This is a genomic window from Nitrobacter winogradskyi Nb-255, from assembly GCF_000012725.1.
GTDB classification, from domain to species: domain Bacteria; phylum Pseudomonadota; class Alphaproteobacteria; order Rhizobiales; family Xanthobacteraceae; genus Nitrobacter; species Nitrobacter winogradskyi.
Genome location: NC_007406.1, coordinates 339921 through 361632, shown reverse-complemented (window position 1 = coordinate 361632; position 21712 = coordinate 339921). Strand labels below are relative to the sequence as shown.

23 protein-coding genes and 1 pseudogene are annotated in these 21712 nt (G+C 62.5%); 17 read left to right on the top strand and 7 right to left on the bottom strand.

Going from position 1 to position 21712, the window contains the following annotated elements; genetic code table 11:
- Window positions 1-112: 112 nt before the first annotated feature.
- Window positions 113-2830: an aconitate hydratase AcnA gene (acnA, locus tag NWI_RS01690; protein ID WP_011313655.1), complete on the bottom strand. Its 2718-nt coding sequence runs from the start codon at window positions 2828-2830 to the stop codon at window positions 113-115.
- A 225-nt stretch (window positions 2831-3055) separates the two neighbouring features.
- Between acnA and ccmA the strand changes: the two genes are divergently transcribed.
- From ccmA to NWI_RS01665, 5 genes are all read left to right on the top strand, one after another.
- Window positions 3056-3658 (top strand): heme ABC exporter ATP-binding protein CcmA, encoded by a 603-nt coding sequence (gene ccmA / locus NWI_RS01685; RefSeq protein WP_011313654.1) that lies wholly within the window; start codon window positions 3056-3058, stop codon window positions 3656-3658.
- A gap of 73 nt (window positions 3659-3731) precedes the next feature.
- Window positions 3732-4400, top strand: coding sequence for a heme exporter protein CcmB (gene ccmB / locus NWI_RS01680; RefSeq protein ID WP_011313653.1), 669 nt, complete (start codon window positions 3732-3734; stop codon window positions 4398-4400).
- 95 nt (window positions 4401-4495) lie between these two features.
- Window positions 4496-5227: a heme ABC transporter permease gene (locus tag NWI_RS01675; protein ID WP_011313652.1), complete on the top strand. Its 732-nt coding sequence runs from the start codon at window positions 4496-4498 to the stop codon at window positions 5225-5227.
- A gap of 5 nt (window positions 5228-5232) precedes the next feature.
- Window positions 5233-5412 (top strand): heme exporter protein CcmD, encoded by a 180-nt coding sequence (gene ccmD / locus NWI_RS01670; RefSeq protein ID WP_011313651.1) that lies wholly within the window; start codon window positions 5233-5235, stop codon window positions 5410-5412.
- Window positions 5409-6002 (top strand): DsbE family thiol:disulfide interchange protein, encoded by a 594-nt coding sequence (locus NWI_RS01665; protein WP_011313650.1) that lies wholly within the window; start codon window positions 5409-5411, stop codon window positions 6000-6002. Before ccmD ends, NWI_RS01665 begins: the two co-directional genes overlap by 4 nt.
- Before the next feature lie 46 nt (window positions 6003-6048).
- On the opposite strand, the gene NWI_RS01660 is transcribed toward NWI_RS01665, so the two are convergent.
- Together NWI_RS01660 and ftsY are read right to left on the bottom strand one after the other, a co-directional pair.
- The gene (locus tag NWI_RS01660; RefSeq protein ID WP_011313649.1) at window positions 6049-6651 is read right to left on the bottom strand and encodes a septation protein A; all 603 of its coding nucleotides are present in this window, start codon (window positions 6649-6651) and stop codon (window positions 6049-6051) included.
- 110 nt (window positions 6652-6761) lie between these two features.
- Window positions 6762-7709, bottom strand: a complete 948-nt coding sequence (ftsY, locus tag NWI_RS01655; protein WP_011313648.1) for a signal recognition particle-docking protein FtsY — start codon at window positions 7707-7709, stop codon at window positions 6762-6764.
- 30 nt (window positions 7710-7739) lie between these two features.
- Between ftsY and NWI_RS01650 the strand changes: the two genes are divergently transcribed.
- The 4 genes from NWI_RS01650 (at window position 7740) to NWI_RS01635 (ending at window position 11401) form a co-directional block, all read left to right on the top strand.
- A complete protein-coding gene (locus tag NWI_RS01650; protein WP_011313647.1) occupies window positions 7740-8534 on the top strand; it encodes an RluA family pseudouridine synthase in 795 nt (264 codons plus the stop codon).
- A gap of 244 nt (window positions 8535-8778) precedes the next feature.
- Window positions 8779-10209 carry a DEAD/DEAH box helicase gene (locus NWI_RS01645; protein ID WP_011313646.1) on the top strand — a complete coding sequence of 477 codons (1431 nt, stop codon included), beginning with the start codon at window positions 8779-8781 and terminating at the stop codon, window positions 10207-10209.
- Between the two features lie 446 nt (window positions 10210-10655).
- Window positions 10656-10937, top strand: a complete 282-nt coding sequence (gene infA / locus NWI_RS01640) for a translation initiation factor IF-1 (RefSeq protein ID WP_011313644.1) — start codon at window positions 10656-10658, stop codon at window positions 10935-10937.
- Between the two features lie 251 nt (window positions 10938-11188).
- Window positions 11189-11401 (top strand): cold-shock protein, encoded by a 213-nt coding sequence (locus tag NWI_RS01635; RefSeq protein WP_002714433.1) that lies wholly within the window; start codon window positions 11189-11191, stop codon window positions 11399-11401.
- Window positions 11402-11615: 214 nt separating this feature from the next.
- Here the strand turns inward: NWI_RS01635 and NWI_RS16595 are convergent.
- A pseudogene (locus NWI_RS16595) lies at window positions 11616-12385 on the bottom strand (IS5 family transposase).
- Between the two features lie 132 nt (window positions 12386-12517).
- Between NWI_RS16595 and NWI_RS01620 the strand changes: the two are divergent.
- Window positions 12518-13468 carry an IS481 family transposase gene (locus tag NWI_RS01620; protein ID WP_011313641.1) on the top strand — a complete coding sequence of 317 codons (951 nt, stop codon included), beginning with the start codon at window positions 12518-12520 and terminating at the stop codon, window positions 13466-13468.
- Between the two features lie 141 nt (window positions 13469-13609).
- Here NWI_RS01620 and NWI_RS01615 read toward each other — a convergent pair whose 3' ends face one another.
- The 3 genes from NWI_RS01615 to NWI_RS01605 all read right to left on the bottom strand — a co-directional run bounded on the left by NWI_RS01615 (window position 13610) and on the right by NWI_RS01605 (window position 15599).
- Entirely contained in the window at window positions 13610-14203 is a 594-nt protein-coding gene (locus tag NWI_RS01615; RefSeq protein ID WP_187148006.1) for a TadE/TadG family type IV pilus assembly protein, read from the bottom strand.
- Between the two features lie 162 nt (window positions 14204-14365).
- Complete coding sequence (locus tag NWI_RS01610) at window positions 14366-14926, bottom strand: TadE/TadG family type IV pilus assembly protein (protein ID WP_011313639.1); 561 nt, start codon at window positions 14924-14926, stop codon at window positions 14366-14368.
- Between the two features lie 181 nt (window positions 14927-15107).
- The gene (locus NWI_RS01605; RefSeq protein ID WP_011313638.1) at window positions 15108-15599 is read right to left on the bottom strand and encodes a pilus assembly protein N-terminal domain-containing protein; all 492 of its coding nucleotides are present in this window, start codon (window positions 15597-15599) and stop codon (window positions 15108-15110) included.
- Window positions 15600-16003: 404 nt separating this feature from the next.
- Between NWI_RS01605 and NWI_RS01600 the strand changes: the two genes are divergently transcribed.
- The 7 genes from NWI_RS01600 to NWI_RS01575 all read left to right on the top strand — a co-directional run bounded on the left by NWI_RS01600 (window position 16004) and on the right by NWI_RS01575 (window position 21458).
- Complete coding sequence (locus NWI_RS01600) at window positions 16004-16171, top strand: Flp family type IVb pilin (RefSeq protein ID WP_011313637.1); 168 nt, start codon at window positions 16004-16006, stop codon at window positions 16169-16171.
- 108 nt (window positions 16172-16279) lie between these two features.
- Window positions 16280-16417 carry a hypothetical protein gene (locus NWI_RS17815; RefSeq protein ID WP_187148005.1) on the top strand — a complete coding sequence of 46 codons (138 nt, stop codon included), beginning with the start codon at window positions 16280-16282 and terminating at the stop codon, window positions 16415-16417.
- A gap of 89 nt (window positions 16418-16506) precedes the next feature.
- A complete protein-coding gene (locus tag NWI_RS01595) occupies window positions 16507-17031 on the top strand; it encodes an A24 family peptidase (protein WP_011313636.1) in 525 nt (174 codons plus the stop codon).
- Window positions 17032-17155: 124 nt separating this feature from the next.
- A complete protein-coding gene (gene cpaB / locus NWI_RS01590; protein ID WP_041345293.1) occupies window positions 17156-17938 on the top strand; it encodes a Flp pilus assembly protein CpaB in 783 nt (260 codons plus the stop codon).
- 15 nt (window positions 17939-17953) lie between these two features.
- Entirely contained in the window at window positions 17954-19435 is a 1482-nt protein-coding gene (locus NWI_RS01585) for a type II and III secretion system protein family protein (RefSeq protein ID WP_011313634.1), read from the top strand.
- Window positions 19436-19455: 20 nt separating this feature from the next.
- Window positions 19456-20196: a CpaD family pilus assembly protein gene (locus tag NWI_RS01580; protein ID WP_011313633.1), complete on the top strand. Its 741-nt coding sequence runs from the start codon at window positions 19456-19458 to the stop codon at window positions 20194-20196.
- Window positions 20193-21458 (top strand): AAA family ATPase, encoded by a 1266-nt coding sequence (locus NWI_RS01575; protein ID WP_011313632.1) that lies wholly within the window; start codon window positions 20193-20195, stop codon window positions 21456-21458. Before NWI_RS01580 ends, NWI_RS01575 begins: the two co-directional genes overlap by 4 nt.
- Window positions 21459-21712 lie beyond the last annotated feature (254 nt).

The window sequence follows — 21712 nt, the reverse complement described above, 5'->3', positions numbered from 1 at the left end:
CTGACATTCATCGCTCCGGCGATCGCGGCCCTCGGGATACGAATGTCAAACGCACGTCCGAGGGGCTATGCGCGCTTGAACGCGATGCGAATGTCGGAATCGGATCAGCAGGTCAAGCCGCGAGTTTGCGCAGCACATAGTGCAGGATGCCCCCGTTGCGATAGTAGTCGAGTTCGTCGAGCGTATCGATGCGGCAGAGCAGCAAGACGCGGCGAAGCGAGCCGTCGCGGGAAACGATATCCGCCGACAACTTCTGGCGCGGCTTCAGATCGCCCTGCAAGCCGCGAATCGTCACCGTCTCATCCCCCGTGAGCCCGATGGACTGCCAGGACACGCCGTCCTCGAAGGTCAGTGGCAAGACGCCCATGCCGACGAGGTTGGAGCGGTGGATGCGCTCGAAGCTCTCGCAGATCACCGCGCGCACGCCAAGCAGCCGCGTCCCCTTGGCTGCCCAGTCGCGCGACGAACCGTTGCCGTATTCGGCGCCGGCGAACACGACAAGCGGCACATTCTCCTGCTGGTACTTCATCGCGGCGTCATAGATCGACATCTGCTCGCCGTCCGGCCAGTGCCTGGTCGAGCCGCCCTCCGGGACCGCGCCGTCGGCGCCCCTGAGCATGAAGTTCTTGATACGGATATTGGCGAAGGTGCCCCGCATCATCACTTCATGATTACCGCGCCGCGTGCCGTACTGATTGAAATCCGCCGGGCGCACCTGATGTTCGCTGAGATATTGTCCGGCCGGCGACGTCAGCTTGATCGCACCGGCCGGCGAGATGTGATCGGTGGTGATCTTGTCGCCAAACATGGCCAGGATGCGCGCATCCACGATATCCTCGATCGGCTCCGGCTCCTTCTTCATGCCATCGAAGTAAGGCGGGTTCTGCACATAGGTCGAATTCATGTTCCAGCGATAGGTCTCGCTCGCAACGGTCTGGATCTTGCGCCAGTTGTCATCGCCCTTGAACACGGCGGCGTACTTCTTCTTGAAGATTCTCGAGGTCACGTACTTCTTGATGAAGGCGTTGACCTCCTTCGAGGTCGGCCAGATATCCTTAAGGTACACCGGCTTGCCGTCAGTGCCCGTGCCGAGCGGCTCGCGGCTGAGATTTTTGGTCACCGAGCCCGCCAGCGCGTAGGCGACGACCAGCGGCGGCGAGGCAAGATAATTCGCCTGCACGTCCGGCGAAACGCGGCCCTCGAAATTGCGATTGCCCGACAGAACCGCAGCGGCGACGATGCCGTTGTCGTTGACCGACTTTGAAATCTCCGGCGCCAGCGGCCCCGAATTGCCGATGCACGTGGTGCAGCCGAAGCCGACAAGATTGAAACCCACCTTGTCGAGATCCTGTTGAAGCCCGGACGCCGCGAGATATTCGGCGACCACCTGGCTGCCCGGCGCCAGCGACGTTTTCACCCAGGGCTTCGCGGCCAGCCCTTTCGCCGCAGCCTTGCGCGCCAGCAGCCCGGCGGCCATCAGCACGCTCGGATTGGATGTGTTGGTGCATGAGGTGATCGCCGCGATCACCACGTCGCCATGTCCGAGATCGAAGTTGCGGCCTTCGACCGGGAATCGCGCCCCGGCGTCGGTCTTTCTGTATTCGTCGGCGAGCGCGCCGGCGAATCCATCCGCGACCGCCGACAGCGGCTGCCGCCCCTCCGGCCGCTTCGGTCCCGCGAGCGACGACACCACCGTTCCAAGATCGAGCGCCAGCTTTTCTGTGAAGACCGGATCGGCCGAAGCGGAGCTGCGAAACAGGCCTTGCGCCTTGGCGTATTTCATCACCAGCGCGACGCGGGCCGGCGGCCGGCCGGACGTCTTGAGATAATCGATGGTCGCCGCATCGATCGGAAAGAAGCCGCAGGTCGCGCCGTATTCCGGCGCCATGTTGGCGATGGTCGCCTTGTCCGCGACCGACAGATGATCGAGGCCAGGTCCGTAGAACTCGACGAACTTGCCGACGACGCCCTGCTTGCGCAGCATCTGGGTAACGGTGAGCACGAGATCGGTGGCGGTCACCCCTTCCTTCAGCGCCCCCTTCAGCTTGAAGCCGACCACGTCGGGCAGCAGCATCGATAGCGGCTGGCCAAGCATGGCGGCTTCCGCCTCGATGCCGCCGACGCCCCACCCCAAGACGGCAAGGCCATTGACCATGGTGGTGTGGGAATCGGTGCCGAGCACCGTATCCGGATAGGCGACCTCGGTGCTGGCGGTCTTCTTGCCGATCGTCAGCCTTTCCTTTCGCGTCCACACCGTCTGCGCCAGATATTCAAGATTGACCTGATGGCAGATGCCGGTGCCGGGCGGCACCACCGCGAAATTCGAGAACGCCTTCTGTCCCCATTTCAGGAACTCGTAGCGCTCCCGGTTCTGCCTGTACTCCTCGACCACGTTGCGGGCGAACGCCTTGTTGTCGCCGAAGAAGTTCACGATCACGCTGTGGTCGATGACAAGATCGACCGGCACCAGCGGATTGATCTTCTCAGGCTTGCCGCCGAGATTCTGCATCGCGTTGCGCATCGCCGCGAGATCGACCACCGCGGGCACGCCGGTGAAATCCTGCATCAGAACGCGAGCCGGACGGAAGGCAATCTCGTGCTCGAGCCTGCGCTTTCTCAGCCATTTGGCGAACGCGGCGATGTCTTCCTTCTTCACCGAGCGTCCGTCCTCGTTGCGCAGCAGGTTTTCCAGCAGCACCTTCATGGAATAGGGCAGCCGGGAGATGCCCTTGAGGCCATTCTTCTCCGCGGCCGGCAGACTGTAGTAAGCGTAAGTCTTGTCTCCGACCTTGAAGGTTTTCAGGCACTTGAAGCTGTCGAGCGAAGCCATGTGAGAAATCCCGAATTAACGTCTGAGGTACCGGCCAGCAAACCAATAGGGTATTGAAACACCGCTGACGCACCAACCCCCGGGGTTTCGCTGCGGCGCGTTTTGTGCTGCATCAGTTCCAGTTTTATAGAGTCTTTCCAGATCGTCCGCCACCGCCCCTCAAATGCTTGTACCCCGCCTTTCAGCCATACACAGAAACGCGACAGTTCCGCGAACAGGACCGCCATGAGACTTTCAGGGAACGGATTGCGATGCGTCAGAGGAGGACGGGAGGTGTTCTCCGGCCTCGATGTGGCGGCGGAGTCGGGCCACGCCGTGGCGATCACCGGCCCTAACGGCGCGGGGAAAACGTCCCTGCTCCGGCTGCTCGCGGGTCTTTTGGCGATAGCGGACGGGTCGATCAGCCTTGAAGGCGGCGATCCCGAGTTGACGCTGCCGGAACAGGCGCATTACCTCGGCCATCGCGACGCCCTCAAGCCTGCGCTCACGGTCAGCGAAAACCTGTCGTTCTGGCGGGATTTCCTCGGCGGCGGGAAATCGGGCGAATCGGATGCGCTCGCGGCGGTCGGGCTCGACCATGTCGCGCATCTGCCGGCGGCCTATCTCTCGGCCGGACAGCGGCGACGGCTGTCCATCGCACGGCTCCTGGCCGTCAAGCGCCCGGTCTGGCTGCTGGACGAACCGACCTCGGCCCTCGACGTCACCGGTCAGGCCGCCTTCGCCGCGATCATGACCGGCCATCTCGCGGGCGGCGGCATCATTCTGGCCGCGACCCATACGCCGCTCGGCATCGCCGCGCGGGAACTGCGGATCGGAGGCGCGGCATGAGGTTGGCTCCAATCCACATGCGACGAGCCTTGCCCCTCCTTCCCTCGTGGGAAAGAAGAAAAGGGTCCTCTTCATGACCGCCCTCGCCGCCGTGATCCGCCGGGATGTGCGCGTCGCGCTGCGCGTCGGCGGCGGCGCGCTGATCGGGGTGCTGTTTTTCCTGACCGTCGTGGTGCTGATGCCGTTCGCGGTCGGCCCCGATCTCGCGCTCCTGAAAAAACTCGGGCCCGCGATTCTCTGGCTCGGCGCGCTGCTGGCGAGCCTGCTGACGCTCGATCGCCTGTTCACCGCCGATCACGATGATGGTTCGCTTGACCTGATCGTCATGGGCCGCACGCCGCTCGAACTCGTCTGCGCCGCGAAGGCGCTGGCGCACTGGCTGGCCGTAGGGTTGCCGCTGGTCGCCGCGACGCCCGTGCTGGGGTTGCTGCTCAACCTGGACGCCGTCGCGACCGGTGCCGTGGCGCTGACGCTCCTTGCGGGAACGCCGGCGCTCACCTTCACGGGAATGGTCGGCGCCGCCCTCGCCGTCGTCCTGCGCCGCGGCGGGCTGCTGCTCTCGGTGCTGGTGCTTCCGCTGTCGATCCCGGTTCTGATTTTCGGCGTCGCCGCTTCCAATGCCGCGATGTCCGGACCATCGCCGTTCGGCACTCCGTTCTCGATTCTGTGCGCGCTGTCGCTGGCGAGCCTGGTCATCGGTCCGTTCGCCGCCGCCTCAAGCCTGCGGCACGGGCTGGATTGAGGCGCTTGATGCAGCCAATCAATTTTTGCTCAAGGAGGAAACCGGACGCAAATCCGCATTGCCTGCGGTAGCTCCGGCGACTATCAGTGGTGCCCATGTCGTTGATTGACCTCGCCAACCCCTCCCGGTTTCTCACGCTTGCCGGCCGGATTCTGCCGTGGCTCGTGGCGGTCACCGCGCTCGTGCTCGCGGTCGGCCTCTACCAGTCCGCCATCGCGCCCGATGACTATCAGCAGGGCGCGACCGTGAAGATCATGTTCATCCACGTTCCGAATGCGTGGCTGTCGATGTTCGTGTGGGGCGTGATGAGCGTCGCGGCGCTGGGCACGCTGGTGTGGCGGCATCCGCTGGCCGACGTCGCGGCCAAGACCGCAGCGCCGATCGGCGCGGCCTTCACATTTCTCGCGCTGCTGACGGGATCGCTGTGGGGCCGACCGATGTGGGGCACCTATTGGGAATGGGATGCGCGGCTGACCTCGGTTTTGATCCTGTTCCTGATGTATCTTGGCCTGATGGCGCTATGGCGCGCGGTCGAGGATCCGTCGCGCGCCGCGCGCGCCGCCGCGGTGCTGACGCTGGTCGGCTCGGTCAACATTCCCATCATCAAGTTCTCGGTCGACTGGTGGAATACGCTGCATCAGCCGGCCTCGGTGGTGCGCATGGGCGGCTCGACGCTCGACCGCGCCTTCCTGATTCCCCTCGTGGTGATGGCGATCGGCTTCACCCTGCTGTTCCTGACGCTGCATATCGCGGCGATGCGGAATGAAATCCTGCGCCGGCGCGTGCGCACCTTGCAGATGCTGCAAGCCAGCAAATCGGTGGCGTGACAATCATGGCGCTCGGTCCCTATGCCTCATTCATCGTGACATCCTACGTGTCGGTCGCAGCCGTGGTTGTCGCGCTCATTGTCTGGGTGATCATGGATTACCGCCGTCAGAAGGCGCGCCTGCGCGGCCTTGAAGCCGCGGGCGCGGTCAGGCGATCGGGACGCAGCGCAGCGGAGGTTCAATGACCGACCCTGAGCCGCCCGCCGCCGCGCCGAAACGGCGCTGGCTGATGGCGCTGCCGCTCGTGCTCTTTGCCGCGCTGGCGCTCCTGTTCTGGTTCCGGCTCGGCGACCGCGACATTTCGCGAATCCCCTCGGCGCTGATCGGCCGCGCCGCGCCCCAGATCCCGCTGCCGCCACTGTCCGGCCTCATGGCGGACGGCAAGCCGGTGCCGGGGATCGACCCCGCGACCTTCGTGGGCAAGGTCAGCCTGGTCAACGTCTGGGCGTCCTGGTGCGTCCCCTGCCATAGCGAGGCGCCGCTGCTGACCGAGTTCGCCAAGGACCGGCGCGTGCAATTCGTCGGCATCAACTACAAGGACGCCTCCGACAACGCCCGCCGCTTCCTCGGCCGCTACGGCAACCCGTTCGATGTCGTCGGCGTCGACAGCAATGGCCGGGCCTCCATCGAATGGGGCGTCTACGGCGTGCCCGAGACCTTCGTGGTCGCGCGGGACGGCACCATCGCCTACAAGCTGGTCGGGGAAATCACCCCTGAGAACATCGAAGCGGTGCTGAAGCCGGAAATCGAAAAGGCCCTGAAAGCGGGCTCCTGATCCAGCCCCGTTCGTCTTTCCGGCCGGCCAGCTTATAGGCAAGTCATCAGTTCTTGCTGACATCCCCTTCCCGGGCATCGCTGGCTTCCAGAGTGGCCGGCTCCAGATGATGGCGCCGGGTCAGCGGCATCTGCATCATGGCGAAGATCATGGTGAGCGGGACCGCTCCGAAAACCTTGAAATTGACCCAGAAGTCCGTGCTCTGGGTCCGCCAGACGAATTCGTTCAGGACGGCCATCGCCGCAAAGAACAGCGCCCAGCGCAGCGTCAACAGCCGCCAGCCGCGCGGCGTCAGGTTGAACACCTGATCGAACATGATCGCGATGAAGGAGCGGCCGAACAGCAATCCGCCGCCGAGCACCGCCGCGAACAGGGCATAGATGATGGTGGGCTTCACCTTGATGAAGGTCTCATCATGCAGAACCAGCGTCAGCGTACCGAACACGATGACGATGACCGCCGTCACCAGCGCCATCAGCGGGATATGTCGCGTCACCGCATAGGACGCGATCATCGCCGCCACGATCGCCACCATGAACGCGGCCGTTGCCACGAACAGCCCGAACTTCGCATTGGCGGCGAAGAACACCAGCAGCGGACCGAGTTCGGTCGCGAGCTTGAATAGCGGGTGCGGTTGCGACTTGTTCATCATCCTGCCTGTTATGACCGGCTTTATCCGCAACAGCGGATGAAGCCGGTGTTTCGCGCGGTTTCGGTAGTCCCGGCATGCCCGCCCGTGGGGTTCGGGCACGATAAAAACTAATGCTCGATCCCCGCGACCGCCCGCGCGAAATCGCCTGCCGTAAACGGCGCGAGGTCGTCCACTCCTTCGCCGACGCCGATGAAGTGCACGGGCAGCTTATGCTTCTCCGCGAGCGCCACCAGAATGCCGCCGCGCGCCGTGCCGTCCAGCTTGGTCATCACCAGCCCGGTGACGCCGGCGGTGCGATGAAACGCCTCGACCTGCGACAGCGCGTTCTGTCCGACCGTGGCGTCGAGCACGAGCAACACGACATGCGGAGCCGACGAATCGACCCTGCGGATGACGCGAACCATCTTTTCCAGTTCGTTCATCAGCTCCGCCTTGTTCTGCAGGCGGCCCGCGGTGTCGATCAGCAGCACGTCGCTGTTCTGGTTTCGCGCCTCGGTCAGCGCGTTGAACGCCAGGCTCGCGGAATCCGATCCTTGCGCGCCCGCGATCACCGGCGATCCGGTTCGCTCGCCCCAGACCTTCAACTGGTCGATCGCCGCGGCGCGAAACGTGTCGCCGGCCGCCATCATCACCTTGCGCCCCTCGGCGGACAACTTCGCCGCCAGCTTGCCGATGGTCGTAGTCTTGCCGGAGCCGTTGACGCCGACCACCAGAATAACGAACGGCTTGACCGTTTCGTCGATGATCAGCGGCCGCGCCACCGGAGCGAGGACTTTTTCCACTTCGGTCGCGACGACGGCCTTCACCTCGTCGGCGGAGATCGCCTTGTCATAGCGTCCCTCGCCGACCGCCTCCGCGATGCGTTCGGCGACCGCGGTTCCGAGGTCGGCGCGCAGCAGGACGTCCTCGATATCATCGAGCATGGCGCGGTCGAGCTTGCGCTTGGTGACGAGATCGGCCACCGCCGTCCCGAGCGAAGCGGAAGTCCGCTTGAGGCCGCCGGACAGCCTGCGCCACCAGCTCTGTTTCGGTTGATCCTCGGAACTGTCACTCATCGTGGAGGTGTGTTAGCCGTTTCGACGATCATGCCGCAACCGGAAATAAAGCGAACCGTCGATACGGCCCAGCCGACGCCGGAGGAGATCCAGGCCCGCGTCCTCCACCGCGACGGGCTGATGCTGGTGATCGACAAGCCCGCGGGCATCGCCGTCCATCGCGGCCCCAAGGGCGGCGCCAATCTCGAAGCGTCGTTCGACGCGCTGCGGTTCGGCCTGCCGCGGCCGCCGGTGCTGGCCCATCGGCTGGACCGCGACACCTCGGGCTGTCTGGTGCTCGGGCGGCACCGCAAGGCGACGGCTTCGCTCGGCCTGCTGTTCAAGCACGGCAAGATTTCAAAGACCTACTGGGCCGTGGTCGAAGGCGGCCCGAGCGAGGATGAGGGCGCCATCGATATTCCACTGGGGCGGCTGAACGAAGAACGCGGCTGGTGGCAGAAGCCGGATCCGAACGGGCTGCCGTCGACCACGAAATGGAAAGTGCTGGGGCGATCCTCTCCTGACACCTCCACCGTTTCCGGAGCAGGAGTTCAGTTGACCTGGTTGTCGCTGGAACCGCTTACCGGCCGCACTCATCAACTGCGCGTCCATTGCGCGGCGATGGGCTGGCCGATCGTCGGCGACAACATCTACGGAACCCAGGCCAGTTTACGCCGTTCGCGGAACGAACAATACGTCCCGCGCCTCGACGAGCCGGGCCTGCATCTGCATGCACGCCAGATCGCGATTCCGCTGTCGAGGAACAAGCCTCCCGTGGTGGTCACCGCGCCCGCGCCCGCGCATTTGCACGCGCGGCTCAGGGCGTGCGGCTGGAACGCAGAGTAGGCTAAAGCTCCGCGGGAGAACCTTGGGCGTGCGAGCCGCGACGATTCACCTTGAATCCGCCGCGTTCCTGCTTCATATGGTAACACGACCTTGAAAATGTCAGGTCACTGCGAGCCGCGTGTTCTGGGCCGTTAACGGTCTCTGGCTTGCCCCTTCAGCCAAAGTCAATCGACGCCCCAAACACGCGGGTGTCACCGACGCCCTGGCACGCTCCGGCCGATATGGCCGAGCGCCTGGTCCCATAATGGAAAGAAGCAACCTTTTGTCCTCCTTTCAGGATTTCGGCCTCGCCGATCCGATTTCACGTGCGCTCGCGGAAGAGAATTATCTGACGCCCACGCCCATCCAGGCTCAAACCATCCCTATTGCCCTCACCGGACGCGACCTTGTCGGAATTGCCCAGACCGGCACCGGCAAGACCGCGGCCTTCGCGTTGCCGATCCTGCATCGGCTGCTTCAGAATCGAATCAAGCCGCAACCCAAGAGCTGCCGGGTTCTGGTGCTCAGCCCGACGCGCGAACTTTCAGGCCAGATTCTCGAAAACTTCAACGCCTACGGCCGGCACCTGCGCCTGACCTCGGCCCTCGCGATCGGCGGGGTCCCGATGGGACGTCAGGTCCGCGCCGTGATGCATGGCGTCGAGGTGATGGTCGCAACGCCGGGCCGCCTGCTCGATCTCGTTCAAAGCAACGGGCTGAAACTCGGTCAGGTCGAATTTCTGGTGCTGGACGAAGCCGATCGCATGCTCGACATGGGCTTCATCCACGACATCCGCAAAGTCGTCGCCAAGCTGCCGGCGAAGCGGCAGACGCTGTTTTTCTCGGCCACCATGCCGAAGGACATCGCGGAACTCGCCAACCAGATGCTGCGCGACCCGGCCCGCGTCGCGGTTACGCCGGTCTCCTCGACCGTGGACCGCATCACCCAACGCATCATTCAGGTCGATCATGCAGGCAAGGCCGCGTTCCTGGCCCAGCTTCTGAAGCAGGAACCGGTCAACCGGGCGCTGATCTTCACGCGGACCAAGCACGGCGCCGACAAGGTCGTGAAAAGCCTCGCCAAGTCCGGCATCAGGTCCAACGCGATCCACGGCAACAAATCGCAGAACCACCGCGAACGGGTGCTGGCGGAGTTTCGGGCCGGCGAGATCCGGACGCTGGTTGCGACCGACATCGCGGCACGGGGCATCGACGTCGACGGGATCAGCCACGTCGTCAATTTCGACCTCCCGAACGTCCCGGAAACCTACGTCCACCGTATCGGCCGCACCGCGCGGGCAGGCACCGATGGCGCGGCGATCTCGCTGGTCGCCGGAGCGGAAGAGATGGCCTATCTCCGTGATATCGAGAAACTGATCCGCGTGGTCCTCCCAAGGGAAGACCGCCGGACATCTGGGCAGCGTGAGGCGGCGCCGGCTCCCCAGCAAAATCGCGGCGGAAGCCCCGCACCCCACGGTCATGCGGCCAGAGCGGGCGACGCCTCCTCGGGGAAAGGTTCCCGCCGTCGCCGCAGCAAGAAGGGGACGCCGCAAACCAGCCGGCGACCGGAATCCGGCCGGCAGGAGACCTCCCGTTCAGCACCGGGGAGCAAGCCGGGTGGAATGCAGGGGGTTGCCTTCCTGCACCGCAAAAGCCGGCCCGCGCGATTGAAATCCAGTCAGCCGCCTCAGCGCTAGCGGGTGAGCACGACCTTTGCTATCCACGTCGCGGCAAATCGGGATGTCAAACCTGGAAGTCATCTACGGGGATTGCTGCCCGACGGATGCAAGTGTCAGACTCGAACGACCGGAGCGGGCGAGGACGTGGCGGTTTTCCGCCCGCCTCCCGCTTCTCAGAATATCGAAATCGATCGCGTTGATGCGTCTGGATCGCTTCGATCCGGAATCATCATGATCCAGGGCGTTTTCGAAGTGGGTACCACCCCTAGAGCGTTTTCCGGCGAAGTGGATACCGGTTCGCCGCAAGAAAATGCGACCAGACAACCATTTCTAGAGCATGGTCCGATTCAACTTGATCGGATCATGCTCTAGAGAATGCATCAGACAAGAAACCGGAGCCTCATTCCGATTTGATCGGAACGGAAACGGCTCCATTGAACCGCCACTCGATCCGGAGAACCTTCATGGCGAAAGAAGAATTGATCCAGTTCGAAGGACTGGTCACCGAAATCCTCCCCGACGCCCGGTATCGGGTGCAGCTCGATGCCGGGCACGAGATCGTTGCCTATACCGCCGGCAAGATGAAAAAGAACCGGATCAAGACTCTGGCCGGCGACCGCGTGACCATCGAGATGTCCCCCTACGACCTCGAGAAAGGACGCCTGATCTTCCGACACAAGGACGAGCGCCCCGGCGGACCGCCGCGCAGTGGACCGCCGCGCGGAGGGCAGTTTCGACGCAGGTAGTCGTCGACGCGGGAAAATCTTGCGCCGATATGGGAGCCAAAGCCCGGCGAACCCAACCCTTAAAAAATCCTGCACGTCAGGATTGTTTTGGGGCCTGCCTTCGAATAATATTGGAATAGCGATTTTCGGCCGGACGACATTAGCTACCACCGGTATAGCCGGTTTAGACGCTGACGACCCTTCCAAAAATCCGATCTCACCAGCTCGCCAAAAGCGAGCTTCGACATACGTACTTGATAAAGGGACTACCCGTGAGCATGGGAACCGTGAAGTGGTTTAACGCAACCAAGGGCTACGGCTTCATTCAACCCGACGATGGCGGCAACGACGTGTTCGTTCACATCAGCGCGGTTGAGCGAGCCGGACTCGGAACGCTGCGTGAAGGACAGAAGATCAGCTACGAGATCGTTGCTGATCGCCGTTCCGGAAAATCTTCAGCCGACAATCTCCGAGCGGCTGGATAGGCAGCGCCAGCGTCCTGTTGGTAACGAAAAGATCACATCAGAAGAAAAGGCCGCGCCCTCAGCGCGGCCTTTTCAGTTTGCGACGCGTTGCGAGCGGGCAAGATAGGTCAGAAGTGGCGGCCGCCTCAATCCCTCCTGCGGGAGCGTTCTTCGGCGAAGTATATCCTCGGGCTTAACGTAATGATGGAAGCCGGTCGCGCGTAAAGCAAGGATTCTAGGTCATCGACTCATTAAATCGCAACCAGATGCGGATTGAGGCGAGCTTGATGGAGGTGAGGAAGTTGTCGTCACGTTTGTCATATCTGGTGGCGACGGCGCGATAGTGCTTGATTTTGTTGAAGAAGCGTTCGACCAGATTGCGCTTGCGATAGAGCCGTCTGTTGAATTGCAAGGCCGCAACGCGATTTGGCATCGGCTTCACATTGGCTCTCGCGCCGCGCGCGGCCAGCGTTTGACGCAGGGCGTTGGAGTCGTAGGCCCGGTCGGCCAGCAGCACGTCGCCGCGTTCGACGGTGTCGATCATGTCCTGCGCGCTACGCCCGTCATGGGCCTGGCCTTCGGTGATCTTGAGGACGATCGGCAGGCCGCAGGCATCCACCAGCGCGTGGATTTTGGTGGTCAGCCCGCCGCGCGAGCGACCCATGCAACGGGATCGCGTCTGTTTTTTTGACCGTTGGCCGCATGTTGATGCACGCGGATCGACGACGAATCGATCATTTGGATGTCGCCATCGTAAGCCTTTGAAACAGCCGACAGAATGCGATCCCACACGCCTGCCTTGCGCCACCGGTTGAAGCGGTTCACGCAAGTGGTGTGCGGGCCGTAGCGCGCTGGAATGTCCGCCCACGGCGCACCGGTGCGCAGCCGCCAGAAAATCCCGTTCAGCACCCGCCGATCATCCACCCGTGCAACGCCGCGCGACTTGTTCGGCAACAGCGGCTGGATCACAGACCATTCAAAATCCGTCAGATCAAAACGTGCCATTCAATCCTCCCACCTCTGGAGATTGAATCACGCATCCCGTCCAAACGGAATCCCGTTTATGGGTTCGTGACCTAGTTGTTTGATCCCGGCATTTGATGGTGCATTATTTTCCGGAGAATGGAAGGATGCGCTATGGGACAGGTTCTTCACGGGAGCGCCACGACGACAGAGGCAATCCGTCGAGCAATACAAAATAGTGAAGAGAGCCTGAGAGCGCTGTCGAAACGCTACGGGATCAACCAGAAGACCGTCGCAAAATGGAAGAAGCGGACCTCGGTGGCCGACCTTCCGACGGGACCGAAAGATCCGCGCTCGACGGTGCTCTCATCCGAGGAGGAGGCGATCATCGTCGCCTTCCGCAAGCATACCCTGTTGCCGCTCGATGATTGCCTCTACGCGCTTCAGCCAACGATCCCGCACCTGTCGCGGTCTTCATTGCATCGCTGCCTGCACCGTCACGGCATCAGCCGGCTCCCGGAGGTCGAAGGCGACAAGCCGATCAGGAAGACGTTCAGGAGCTACCCGATCGGCTACTTCCACATCGACATCGCCGAGGTGCAGACGGCTGAGGGCAAGCTGCGCCTGTTCGTGGCCATCGACCGCACTTCGAAGTTCGCCTACGCCGAGCTCCACCAAGAGGCGGGCAAGATGGTCGCGGCTCAGTTCCTGCGCAACCTCATCGTGGCAGTTCCCTATGCCATCCACACGGTGCTGACGGACAACGGCATCCAGTTCACCAACCACGCCCGTCACAAATATGCGTTCCACCACATCTTCGATCGCGTCTGCGACGAGAACGGCATCGAGCACAGGCTCACCAGGATCAACCATCCCTGGACCAACGGACAGGTGGAACGGATGAACCGCACCATCAAGGACGCCACCGTCAAGCGCTTCCACTACGACAATCATGACCAACTGCGCCGGCACCTTCAGGACTTCATCAAGGCATACAACTTCGGTCGAAGGCTGAAGACGCTCAAAGGCCTCACACCCTACGAGTTCATCTGCAAACGATGGACTTCAGAGCCCGATCGATTCATCATCGATCCAATCCATCAAATGCCGGGACTGAACACCTAGAGCCTTTCCGCTTCAGATTGAATCAGAGGCGGGGCTCTATGATATTGTTTTGACGCGTTTTCTTCACGCAAACCGGTATTCACTTCGCTCGAAAACACTCCAGCCACCGTGATCCCGCGCAGCGAGGATGACCTGTCCGTGTCAGGTCGTCGGACAAATGATGCTGCTGGGGTTGCCAAAAAACACACACGCCGACTGCCGCGGCCGGGTGAAGGCGGTGTCGCTCAGCCTGATGCCGGCCTTCGACATGACGTAGCCGAGGACCGGTTCATAGATATAGCTGACTTCGCTGAAGATCAGATATTGATTGGGAAGCACTTTGCCCGACGAATCCCGTCCGATGAGTCCCGATGGAATGCTGACGGTCGATCCCGCGCCTCGCGGCGCCTTGCCCTTGCTCCATTGCACCCGCGCCACCGATGTCGCGGGGTCGATATATAACTCCGAGATCGTCGCCTGGACGGGCGCCGAGGAGTAGGGCCACATGATGCCGTAGCTGGCAGCCAGAAAATTCGTTACGTCGGCATCGTTCACCACCTTGGACTGCGAAGTAAGATCGGACAGCGTTCGCGCAACCAGCGTGACCTTGCGATTGACCGCTACGCCTGATGACACCTCGATGGTCCCGAACAGCATCACCAGCATCAGCGGAACGATCATCGCAAACTCGGTCGCCGCTAGGCCGCGCGTATCCCGCCGCAGCGCTGACGCCATATCCTTAAGGCAAGACCACATGCCGGAGCCATTTCCGTTCCGATAGAATGCGAGCGAGGCTCCAGATCCTCGTTGTGAGGCGCTTTCTTCGCGCGAACCGGCATCGACTTCGCTCAGACACGCTCCCCACATCGGCTTTACATTCTCAATACGCATACGCTGCCGTTTCCCGCCTGCCCATCATCAGGATGATGGGGCCGGATAGGGCTCGTTCTTGAAGGCGGCGGTCGCCGACAGCAGCCGCTTGCTGCCGCTCAGGTTGGCGATATTGTAACCTAGCCCGGTAACGTACAGCGGCCACTGATAGAACAGCCGGACGACGACGATATCTCCCGGACCGCCCGGATTGTACTGGGTGTTGTCGACGAAGCTCCCGCCGGCGATCGGATCGGAGATCGTCACGCTTCCGAAACCGGAAGGATAGCTCTGGACATCGACATAGATTCCGTTCTCGCAGTCGAACAGAACATTGACGTTGGCGCAGACGACGTTGGCCTTGAAGCTCTGTTTCGTAAGATTGGTGATCTGCGCCTCGCCGGTCATGATCGTACGCGCCGAGTCCTGCAAGGCGGTCTCAAGACTCTGGCTCGCAAAGAACACCAGTCCTGTTTCGATGATGGCGAACAGCAGCGCGAAGAACATCGGCGCGACCAGAGCGAATTCCACCGCCGCGGATCCGCTCTTATGGCCGGGGAAACGAGCGGCCATCCTTGCTGTGGCCTTCAAGCGGCGAAGCGACGACATCGGGAAATCCTTGCACGCGGCGGGATTTATCTACCGCCAAGGACTACCCGAAACTGATTGTGGAAGTGTTTCGCCCAATAGAAGCAAAACGCCCATTGTCGTATACTTGATGCTAACCAATTCCGGACCGTGAAGCTGACGCCGCGCCAGGCAAGCCGGATACGCGTCGTCGACCGGCGCTTTATCTTGTGGCGCCGCCGCCGGCCTGCGAACTCAGATTGCTCGCCTGGTCCATCGTCGCCTTGAAGTATGCGGCGCTGTCCCCGAGGGTGACCCGCTTCTGGCAGATCGGCATGCAACTATATGATTCACGCTCGAGGCCGCGATACACCGTCACCACCTGATCGCTTGGCCCCTCGACCTGAATAACGCGATCAACCATGATGCTGCCCGCGCGGTCCATCGCGATCATGTTGGTCGCGCCATAACCCTTACCCGTCACGACAACGAGGCCGCCAGGCTGCAGGGTGACGTCGGCAATCAGCGGGTTGCCGACCACGATCGTCGCGATAGGTCCGGGCAGCCTGACCAGCTTGGCCTGATCGACATTGACCGAGATCGGCTCACTGATCACCTCGGCCGGAGCCGTCGCCGCACCCAGCAAAATCGCTGCCGCAAACGATACGCCGATGACCGAGACACGCGACCGGCCGCGCACGAATTTGAACCACATACTCTATACTCTACTCGGGAACGCAGAGAGCCGAAAAGGCGATGCCAACAGTGCCGGCTCCCGACATTGAATCTGCCGTTAATTGATGAATGAACCGCAAACGCGCGCCCTGAGAGGCGTGCGGTCAGCCCTTCGTTTCCGGACGAGCGGATGATTTGCAGAAGCCGCCGCCGCGAACATGCGAAGCGCTGGAGGATGGCGCCTGAATAGAACGCATTTTTATAAATCTCCCTTAAATGTAAATTCACCCTGCCGCACACACAGCCCGTTATGGCCGTGTTTCTGCAATCGAATTAACTGCGCTGCAATTCTCCTCGCTTACGGTAAGGCCATGGTCACGGTGCTCGAGAACGCCGTTAGGACCAAGTGAAGTTCGACAGCCACGTGAACACATGGAGCCAGTTATGAAGAACCTTTTTTCACGCTTCCTGAAGGATGAATCCGGTGCGACCGCGATCGAATACGGCCTGATCGCCGCTGGCATTGCCGTCGCGATCATCACCGCGGTCAACACGCTCGGAACCTCGCTGAACACTACCTTCACGAAGGTCGAGCAAGACCTGAAGAAGTAAACCGAAGTCTTTCGTTTCGCCATCGAAGAGGTCCCGGCATGCCGGGGCCTTTTCTACTCATGCTTCCCTTCCGCTCGCGCATAAGAGTTGCGCCGGACCGTGATGATCATGTCCAGACCTTCCGTGCCCGAGACGCATCTTCCGCCGCGCGATGAGGCAACGAGACAGGCGATCCAGACTGTCTGCATGGCGCTGACAGTCGCCGTCATCGCCGTCGCGGCGAGAATTATCGCCGTTTGGCCATGACCTTTCCCGTTTCCAGAATATTCACATCGAACGCATACTATCGGACTCCATAACGGATCACGCCGCAGAGGAACGGGAGTGGTATTTCCATGGTGCTCGATGTCGCGCGATTGCTGTTATTCCCCGCGCTGATGGCGTTCGCGGCCGCGAGCGACCTGCTGACCATGACGATCTCGAACAGGGTGTCGCTGCTCTTGGTCGCCGGCTTCCTCGTGCTGGCTCCGCTGAGCGGCATGGGACTTCACGAAATGCTATCCCATGCGGGAGCGGGGCTTGCGGTCCTCGTCGTGGCGTTCTCGTGTTTCGCGATGGGCTGGGTCGGCGGCGGCGACGCCAAGGTGGCGGCGGCGGCCGCTCTCTGGTTCGGCTTCGGGCACACGCTGGAATACCTCGTCTATGCCTCCCTGTTCGGCGGAGCCCTCACGCTCCTGCTGCTCCAGTTCCGGCAATGGCCTTTGCCGGCCTCGCTTTACGGTCAGGACTGGCTTCTCCGGCTGCACGGCAAGAACACCGGCATCCCCTATGGCATCGCGCTCGCCTTCGCGGCCCTGCTGATCTACCCGGAAACCGACTGGGTGCGAGCCGTCGATCTGGCGCGCTTCGGCCTTAACTGATCGAGCGCAACAACAGCTCGTTAACGCGATTTAGATACGCCTCATTAACCATGCTTTGACGAATAAATGTTCAACTCACGTGACGGCGACGCAAGCGCCGCGCCGTAACGTGGACAATCAGCGCATGAACACCGCACGCATCGTCGTCCTGACCATCGCAGTCGGCGCCGGCGGCCTCGCCGCCTACCTCGCGAGCGGATCCGACAAAGAGACCCAACCCGTTCAGACGGAGCAGCTCCGGACCGTGGACGTCCTGGTTGCGAAGTCCGACATTCCGCTCGGCCAGGCGGTCACCGCGAACGACGTGGCATGGCAAACCTGGCCCGCAGACAGCGCCAGCCACAGCTTCATTCGCCGTGACCAACGTCCGGACGCCACCACCCAGCTCGCAGGGTCAATCGCCCGCTCGCCCTTCATCGCCGGAGAACCCATTCGCGAACTCAAGCTCGTCAGCGCGAAAGGATCCGGCTTCATGGCTGCGATCCTGCCAACGGGGATGCGCGCGATCTCGACGGAAATCTCGCCCGAAACCGGAGCCGGCGGCTTCATTCTTCCCAATGACCGCGTCGACGTGATCCTGTCAAAACGGGAGAAGAACGCCGATCACGCCAGCGGAGATTCCGTCAACTCGGAGACCGTTCTCGGCAACGTGCGCGTTCTCGCGATCGACCAGACCATCGAGGAGAAGAACGGGCAAAAGGTCGTAGTCGGCCGGACCGCGACACTCGAACTGAAACCGGAGCAGGCGGAGACGCTGGCGCGATCGCGCCAGATGGGAACGCTGTCGCTCGCGTTGCGCAGCCTCGCCGACGCCAATGCCCCGGAAGGCGACATCAATGATCGGAGGCGCGACAGCATCAATGTCGTCCGTTACGGCGTTCCGACCCAGACCAGCGTACAGAGGTAATCAAGGACGCCCGCCATGGAATGGACGACAAAACCCACATCAGTGCGGGCCTTTGTGGCGCGGTCGCTCGCCTTCGCGGCAATCGGCGCTTTCACGCTGGACGCGGCGCTGACGCCGGTGTTCGCGAGCGATTACCGCGTATCCGGTGCTGCAACCGCTGGCGCGAACATGCACGCGCAATCGCTTTCGCTCGGCATCGGCAAGTCTGTCGTGGTGGACCTGCCCCGCGACGTGAAGGATGTCCTGGTCGCCGACCCGAAGATCGCAAACGCCGTGGTGAGGTCGGCGCAGCGCGCCTACATCATCGGCGCGGCGGTCGGTCAAACCAACATCATCTTCTTTGACAGCAGCGGCCAGCAGATTTCGGCTTACGATATCGCGGTGACGCGCGACCTGAACGGCTTGCGCACCGCGCTCAAGCAGCTGCTGCCGAACGCCGCCATCAAGGTCGATGGCCTGGGCGACGGCGTCATGCTCTCCGGATGGGTATCGAACCCGATCGAGGCGCAACAGGCCGGCGATCTCGCCGCGCGCCTCACCGATGGCGCACAAAAGGTCGTCAACAACATCGCCGTGCGGGGCCGCGACCAGGTCATGCTCAAGGTCACGGTGGCCGAGGTCGCGCGCACCGTCATCAAGCAGATGGGAATCGATCTCAGCGCCAGCATGAACTACGGCACCGCGGTCGTGAATTTCACCAACGCAAATCCGTTCACCGCTCTCGGACGGCCGCTGACGAACAACAGCGCGGCGGCGTCATTCGGCTCGACGATGGTCGGCGGCGCCCCTGTGCCCGCGGTCACCGCGACGCTCCGGGCGATGGAAAGCGCCGGCGTGATCCGGACGCTCGCCGAGCCGAACCTCACCGCGATATCGGGTGAGTCGGCGACGTTCATCTCGGGCGGCGAGTTTCCCATCCCAGCCGGCTTTTCATGCGATCCCGCCACCCGGGTCTGCCTGACGCAGATCAGATTCAAGAAGTTCGGCATCTCGCTGAATTTCACGCCGGTGGTGCTGACCGAGGGCCGGATCAGCCTGAGAGTGATGACCGAGGTCTCGGAGCTGTCGAACGAGAACTCGATGACGCTGAACCAGTCAGTCGGCAACTCGCTCACCGTGCCCTCGATAAGAACCCGGCGCGCGGAAACGACACTGGAGATTCCGTCCGGCGGTTCGATGGCCATGGCAGGACTGATCCATCAGCAGACCAAGCAGGTCATCAACGGATTGCCGGGCATCGCCCAGGTGCCGGTCCTTGGAGCGTTGTTCCGCAGCCGCGACTATGTCAACGGCCAGACCGAGCTGATGGTTCTTGTGACTCCTTACGTGGTGCGCGCCGTCGCGCAGAAGGATCTGTCGCGACCCGATGACGGCTTCGCCGATGCATCCGATCCGCAATCCGACCTCCTCGGCAGCCTCAACCGCATCTACGGCGCTCCGGGTCGCGTCGAGCCGGCGCGTCACTATCGCGGCACCTACGGCTTTATCACCGACTGAGGCGGGCAAGGAACGAAACGATGACATCCGCAGATTCCGCCGCCCGCCGCAACCTTCGCCTCGCCATTCTAGTAGCCGCGGGCCTCTCCGCCGCGCTGGGCGCCTGCACGCATACCGCCCGGGTGGACACCACCGGAAGCATTCCGGACGATTATCGCTTGCGGCATCCCATCGCGATCCAGGAAGCGGACCGGACCGTCAATATCTTCATCGGCAACACACGAGGCGGCCTGACGGCCCCGCAACGCGCCGATGTGGTGGGGCTCGCGAGCGTCTGGCTCCGCGAGGGGACCGGCGCCATTGTCGCGGAGGTGCCGACAGGCACCGGCAATGCCCGCGCGGCGGCAGATTCATTCAGGGAAGTGCGTTCGCTGTTGGCCGCAGCCGGCGTGCCGCCGCGCGGAATCATCGTCCGCCACTACCATCCCGCCGATCCGCGCCTGTTCGCCACCATTCGCCTGACCTATCCGCGCATCGCCGCCGTTGCCGGCCCGTGCGGTGTCTGGCCGGACGACATCGGTCCCTCGGTCAAGAACAGGGGCTATCTCGACAACAAGCCTTACTGGAACTTCGGGTGCGCCACTCAGCGCAACCTTGCATCGATGATCGACAACCCGTCGGACCTGGTCCAGCCGCGGCCCGAAACTCCGGCCTACACGGCTCGCCGCACCCAAAGCTTCGAAAAATACCGCAAGGGGATGACCACCACGACGGATTATCCCGAAGCCGAGAAAGCCAAACTCAGCGACACAGGCAAATGATCAGTTACGCTCGCAACGACGCAGATTCGACCACATCCCCTTCGCCGCGGGCGGAGGATCATATCGCGCCTGCGCCGCGTGTCTCGGTGCAGGCCTTCTGCGAGACGATGGAAACAGCCACGGCCGTTCAAGCCGCCAGCGAAGACCGCAGGCTGGCCAAGGCTCACCTCAAAATCCAGATGGGCGGCATGACCGCCGCGGTGGAAGCCTATCGATCGGCGCCGACACCGAACGTCATCATTCTCGAGACCGAAGGGCACGGCGACATCCTGGCGGCGCTCGACCACCTTGCGACCGTATGCGACGCGGGCACGCGCGTGATCGTGATCGGCCGCGTCAACGACGTGACGCTGTATCGCGAGTTGGTCAAGCGCGGCGTCAGCGATTATCTCATGGCGCCAGCCGCTCCCATCGACATCGTCCGTTCGGTCTGCGGCCTGTTTTCGACCCCGGAAGCGAAAGCAGTCGGCCGGATCATCGCAATCGCCGGCGCCAAGGGCGGCGTCGGCGCCTCGACGATCGCCCATAATGTCGCCTGGGCGATTGCGCGCGATCTGGCGCTCGATTCCGTCGTCGCCGACCTCGACCTCGCATTCGGCACCGCGGGGCTGGATTTCAATCAGGACCCGCCACAAGGCATCGCCGACGCTGTCTTCTCGCCCGACCGTATCGATACCGCGTTCGTCGATCGCCTGTTGTCGAAATGCACTGATCACCTGAGCCTGCTCGCCGCCCCGGCGACGCTGGACCGCGTCTACGACTTCGGCACCGAGGCATTCGACTCGACGCTCGATACGCTGCGGGCGACGATGCCCTGCATCGTGCTCGATATCCCGCATCAATGGTCGGGCTGGACCAGGCGGGCCCTGATCGGAGCGGACGACATCCTCATCGTGGCGACGCCAGACCTTGCGAACCTCCGCAATACAAAGAACCTGTTCGACCTGCTCAAGGTGGCGCGGCCGAACGACCGACCCCCGCTCTATTGCCTCAACCAGGTCGGCGTTCCGAAGCGGCCGGAGATCAGCGGCGGTGAATTCGCCAAGGCCATCGAAAGCCAGCCGGTCGTCAGTATCCCGTTCGATCCTCACATGTTCGGGTCGGCCGCGAACAACGGCCAGATGATCGCGGAGATCGCGCCGAACCATCGCGCCACGGAGATGTTCCTGCAGATCGCCCAACGCCTGACCGGGCGCGGCGAAGCAAAGAAACCGAGAAAATCGTTCCTGCCGCCATTCATCGAGAAGCTGCGGGCGAGATAGGTCAGAGCATGATCCCGACCCGAAGGACCACGCCAGCGCGAAGTGGAAACCGGTTTTCGGAGAAGATCATGCTCAAGCAAGAAGAGATAAGCGACCAGTCTGGTTCAACGCACTTGAAACAGACTCTGGAGCGGGATGAGGAAAAGTGTGTAGCGGTTTTCCGTCCGCATCCCGCGTCTCAAAATACCGGGAATCGATCACGATGGTTTTGATCGGTTCGATCCAAACCATCGTGATCGAGTGCGTGGAGTAAG